We start from the raw sequence: 4,734 nt of genomic DNA, 5'->3' as shown, positions 1-4,734 counted from the left end.
TCTGCGCGGCGTGCATCACACCGCGTTGCAGGCCACGCTGGATGAGCTGGAAACCATGATTGAGCAACTGAAACAGCAAGCGGAGAGCGAAGCCAATACGCTGGCAGGCATTTTGTGGCGCCTGCGCTGCTCACTCGCCCAGTTGGCGCAGGCGGTGCCGGATTAATCACTGACAATATTGCGTGGTCTGGCGATTAAAATCGTTCTGCAACTGCTGCAGCGATTTCTGTCCTTCGAAGCGGGTTTTATCCTGATCGGACATCGGTTCAATCACCAGCGCCTTCTCTTCTGAAGAGTAGATAAACCGTCGATACAAGGTGGTGCCGGTGAAGCTTTTACCCTGAATACCGCCGCACACCACCGTCATCGCATGACGATAAGTTTCGCTGTGGGTGAAGTTGGTTTCAGTGGCGCTGCGCAGAACGTTTTCGCAGCCTTTGGCTTCAAGACGATGAAGGGTGTGCTGTGTCAGCCACTCACGGCCGCGCGCAATTTTTTCACACTCAACACGCAGTGGATTGGTATCGATGGTGCGTTGTAGTTGTCGACTGGCATCCAAACGCAGCTGCGTGTCGTTGGGTTGATCGCATCCCACCAGCACTAAACATAACAGCATCATCCCACGCGCTTTCATTCCTGCCCCTGAAGGTTTTAATTCCTGAATCAATATCATAGGACGGAAAAACCGCTGAGAGTAGCAAGAAAATGGGTCAATTTTTTTCAAAGGAAGGAAATCAGGGCGACAAGCTGCTGCCGCCCATAACGTTAAATTACGCCGCAGGCAAAACGCGCTCCGCCGCCGCCGAGCGGTTGCGGATGGTCGGCATGATTATCGCCGCCCACATGCACCATCAAGGCTTTACCTTTGATTTCACTCAGGGATTTGATGCGTGGCGCAACCACCGGATAATTCGCCTTGCCATCTTCGGTTACAAACAGCGCAGGCAAGTCGCCAAGGTGGCCATCGGCGTACGGGCCAAGATGCTTGCCGATTTTTTGCGGATCGAGATGCCCGCCCGCCGCACCGGCCGCCACCATTTTACCGTCCGATTCGCCCGGTTCACAGCTGCCTTTGGCATGCACGTGGAAACCATGAACGCCCGGCTTCAGGCCGCTTAACGCTGGCGTAAATTGCACACCGTACGGCGTTTCGCTGATAGTGACTTTGCCAATTGCCGCTCCGATGCCCTGCGCGGTGGTTTCGTGCAGCGTGACTTCTTCTGACGCCGCCTGCGCACCTGCGGCGCAGGCCAGAGCCAGCATAACAATGAGGGTTTTCTTCATAACGTCTCCTTACGGTTAGATTCTCTGTAAGCCTGGACCGCTTTCATCCAGGCTGCCGTAATTTGACGCAGCTTTACGCTTTAGGGCACATCGTAACCGATGGCGGCTTTGCGGATGCGGAACCATTGCTGGCGATCGAGGGTTAACTGGCAGGCGCCAACCGCTTCTTTCACACGTTCAATTTTGCCTGATCCAATAATCGGCAGCGGACGGCTTGGCAGCTTCATCACCCATGCATACACCACTTGCTCGATATTGCTGGCGCCAATCTCCTGCTTCACCTGCTCCAGCTCATCGCGCAACGGCTGATAGTGTGGATCGTTAAACACGCGGCCGCCGCCGAGGCAGGACCACGCCATTGGGCGGATACGGTTCTGCTGGCACTGATCGAGCGAGCCATCCAGCAACGACGTTTGCTCCAGCGGGGAGATTTCCAGTTGATTAGTGACCAGACTGAATGGCAAACGCGATTGCAGCAGCGTGAACTGAGACACGGTGAAGTTGGATACGCCAAAATGACGCACTTTGCCGCTCTGATGCAGCGCCGTAAAGGCTTCGGCAATTTCATCCGCGTCCATCAACGGATCCGGACGATGAATCAGCAGCAAATCGAGGTAATCGGTATTGAAATGGCGCAGCGAATTTTCGGCGCTGTGCAGAATGTGGCTGGCTTCAGTGATGTAGTGACCAATGCGATGTTCGGGTTTGGCGCGCGTCGCAATGCCGCATTTAGTGACGATTTGCAGCTTTTCACGCAAACCCGGTGCAAGGCGCAGTGCTGTACCAAAGGCGGCTTCACATTGGTAATCGCCGTAGATGTCGGCGTGATCGACAGTGGTGATGCCCAGTGCCAAATGGTGCTCAATAAACTGCACCACTTGCTGCGGCGTCATGCCCCACTCCATTAAACGCCAGTAACCGGCAATCAGCGGTGAAAAGGACGGTCCCTGCGGTGCAATAGCCTGCGGTTGTAACATGGTTAAACTCCCCTAAACACGATTCCAGATAACGAAAGCGGGAGTATAACGGAAAGGCAAATCGTCGTTTTCTTAAAACAGTTCCGGTTGTTGTGGATCATGATCTTCATCGACTTTTTGCTGGCGCTGCAGACGCAAAAAGCGTTGCCGGCACAAGCGCAGCACATCGCGCTTTTGCGCATCGCTGAATTTCATCCAGTTAAAGCGCTCTTCCCGGCTGCGTAAACAGCCACGACAATAGCCACGCGCGTCGCTCTGGCAAATGCCGCGACACGGGCTGGGAACGGGGAAGAACTCTAGTTGCTCGGCCACATGCACTCCGCAATTAACATCTCAAATCACATTGATAACAGCTTAATGACATTGTGCAAAGAGTATACGGGCATTGCGGATAATCAAGCCATCGCGGCATTTCGTTACGCCTGTTTACCAAAAAGCCAGCATTTAAAGGATTTGGATTGCTTACGTTTAATCTTCGTTAAGGTTTTCCTCATCTTGTCTTCATACGATTGTAACATTACCTCTTACCGTTGAGTTTTCATGAGATTCCCGATCACCTTTCAGTGCGGCACCAACGGATTTAACCTTATTGCCGCCCTGTTTTTCGCATTAGTCTTGAATGCCCTTTTCTTGCTGCGCGCCTGGGAAATGATCCCTTACGATCACGTCCACGATTATCTGTTCGCCGCCAGCATCCCGCTGGTGCTCGCCTCGGCTTTCTATTTTCTCTTCTCGCTGGCCGCATGGCCTTATCTGCGCAAGCCGTTGCTGATTGTGCTGGTATTAGTTAGCGCTGCCGCCAATTACTTCATGCACAGTTTTGGCACGGTGATCGACACCAATATGATTCAAAACGTCTTTGAATCCGACCCGCAGGAAGCCGGTGCGCTGATCAGCAGTCGCTATCTACTCTGGATGCTGTTGATGGGAATGGTGCCGGTTGTGCTGATTTGCTGCGTGCGCATCAATAACGGCACGCGCTGGTGGTGGAATCTGCTGCAACGCCTGACGGGCGCACTGGGCGCAATATTAATCATATTGCTGATGGCGGCGCTGTTTTACAAAGATTACGCCTCGCTGATTCGCAACAACAAAAACCTGATCAAGATGATTACTCCGGCCAACGTGGTGAGCGGTACTGGCCACTATGTCGATCAACGCTATCTGCAAGGTAGTCAGGAATTGGTAAAAATTGGCGAGGATGCCCACAAAGGCCCATTAATCTCCGCAGCAACCAAGAAAACGCTGGTGGTGTTAGTGGTAGGTGAAACGGCGCGCGCCGAGAATTTTTCGCTGGGTGGCTACGCGCGTGACACCAATCCGGAGCTGAAAAAACAGCAGGTCATTTACTATCCCAACGCCACTTCCTGTGGCACAGAAACCGCCATTTCGGTGCCCTGCATGTTCTCCAATATGCCTCGCGTGCATTACGACGCCAATCTGGCGCACCATCAGGAAGGCGTGCTCGATATCCTGGCGCATGCAGGCGTGAGCGTACTGTGGCGTGAGAACGATGGTGGCTGCAAAGGTGCCTGTGACCGCGTGCCGCACACCGATATGACGCAGTGGAAACTGCCGCAATATTGTCACGATGGTTTTTGCCAGGATGAGGTGTTGCTGCATCGTCTTGATAACTATGTTGCTAGCCTGCATAACGACGGCATTATTGTACTGCATCAAATGGGCAGCCACGGTCCAGCCTATTATCAGCGTTATCCGGCTGAGTTCCGCCGCTTTACGCCCACCTGCGACAGCAAACAGATTCAGGATTGCGATCATCAGGCATTGGTGAATACCTACGACAACTCGCTGCTGTATACCGACGCCATGCTGAGCCGCACCATTGATAAGCTCAAAGGCCTGAGCGATCGCTTCAATGTGGCGCTGGTCTATCTCTCCGATCACGGCGAATCGCTTGGCGAACGTGGGATGTATCTGCACGGTGCGCCTTATATGTTTGCGCCCTCACAGCAAACACACATTCCTCTGCTGATGTGGATGTCACCGGGATACGCGGCGGCGAATCACATCAATGAGGCTTGTGTGCGCCAGCAAGCTGCCGATGCAAAGGTGTCGCAAGATAATCTTTTCCATACGCTTTTAGGTATGTTCAATATCCAGACTAAGCAGTATCAACCGCAGTTGGATATGAACAGATCGTGCCAAACCGCCGCCTGAGGGTTGCGCTAGACTGACTGGTCTAATAACCTGCGACCCATGAACAAGACTCTGCAACGCAACGATACCCGTGAACATCTGCTCGCTATTGGCGAGCAGGTTTGTTTACAGCGCGGCTTTACCGGCATGGGTTTGATCGAGATGCTGGCGCTGGCGGAAGTCACTAAAGGCTCGTTCTACCACTATTTTGGTTCAAAAGAGGCCTTTGGTGTGGCGCTGATTGAGCGCTACTTCAGCCATTTCCAGCAGCAGATTGATCAGCAGTTGAGTCTGCCCGATTTAACGCCGACCCAGC

The 4,734-nt window shown here is 53.2% G+C and carries 6 protein-coding genes; 2 read left to right on the top strand and 4 right to left on the bottom strand.

Annotated features, from left to right (window positions below):
* Window positions 1-166 precede the first annotated feature (166 nt).
* The 4 genes from RTY00_RS20140 to RTY00_RS20125 form a co-directional block, all read right to left on the bottom strand.
* Complete coding sequence (locus tag RTY00_RS20140) at window positions 167-634, bottom strand: hypothetical protein (RefSeq protein WP_312665798.1); 468 nt, start codon at window positions 632-634, stop codon at window positions 167-169.
* Between the two features lie 131 nt (window positions 635-765).
* Complete coding sequence (sodC, locus tag RTY00_RS20135; RefSeq protein ID WP_312665796.1) at window positions 766-1,284, bottom strand: superoxide dismutase [Cu-Zn] SodC; 519 nt, start codon at window positions 1,282-1,284, stop codon at window positions 766-768.
* Window positions 1,285-1,364: 80 nt separating this feature from the next.
* Window positions 1,365-2,261: an aldo/keto reductase family oxidoreductase gene (locus tag RTY00_RS20130; protein ID WP_312665794.1), complete on the bottom strand. Its 897-nt coding sequence runs from the start codon at window positions 2,259-2,261 to the stop codon at window positions 1,365-1,367.
* A 72-nt stretch (window positions 2,262-2,333) separates the two neighbouring features.
* Complete coding sequence (locus RTY00_RS20125; protein ID WP_008110296.1) at window positions 2,334-2,573, bottom strand: DUF1289 domain-containing protein; 240 nt, start codon at window positions 2,571-2,573, stop codon at window positions 2,334-2,336.
* 228 nt (window positions 2,574-2,801) lie between these two features.
* Here RTY00_RS20125 and eptA point away from each other — a divergent pair, with 228 nt between their 5' ends.
* Both eptA and RTY00_RS20115 read left to right on the top strand, forming a co-directional pair.
* The gene (gene eptA, locus RTY00_RS20120; RefSeq protein ID WP_312665792.1) at window positions 2,802-4,439 is read left to right on the top strand and encodes a phosphoethanolamine transferase EptA; all 1,638 of its coding nucleotides are present in this window, start codon (window positions 2,802-2,804) and stop codon (window positions 4,437-4,439) included.
* Between the two features lie 39 nt (window positions 4,440-4,478).
* The coding region (locus tag RTY00_RS20115; protein ID WP_312665790.1) for a TetR/AcrR family transcriptional regulator at window positions 4,479-4,734 on the top strand (256 nt) is incomplete at its 3' end.

The sequence above is a fragment of the Pantoea sp. CTOTU49201 genome (assembly GCF_032054795.1).
Lineage (GTDB): Bacteria > Pseudomonadota > Gammaproteobacteria > Enterobacterales > Enterobacteriaceae > Pantoea > Pantoea symbiotica.
Note: the sequence above shows the minus strand (reverse complement) of the source record. Positions and strands in the feature narration are given on the sequence as shown.

Excerpts from the sequence above, each read along its gene's own strand:
- RTY00_RS20140 (WP_312665798.1), bottom strand. The coding sequence starts at position 634 with ATGAAAGCGCGTGGGATGATGCTGTTATGTTTAGTGCTGGTGGGATGC.
- sodC (WP_312665796.1), bottom strand. The coding sequence starts at position 1,284 with ATGAAGAAAACCCTCATTGTTATGCTGGCTCTGGCCTGCGCCGCAGGT.
- RTY00_RS20130 (WP_312665794.1), bottom strand. The coding sequence starts at position 2,261 with ATGTTACAACCGCAGGCTATTGCACCGCAGGGACCGTCCTTTTCACCG.
- eptA (WP_312665792.1), top strand. The coding sequence starts at position 2,802 with ATGAGATTCCCGATCACCTTTCAGTGCGGCACCAACGGATTTAACCTT.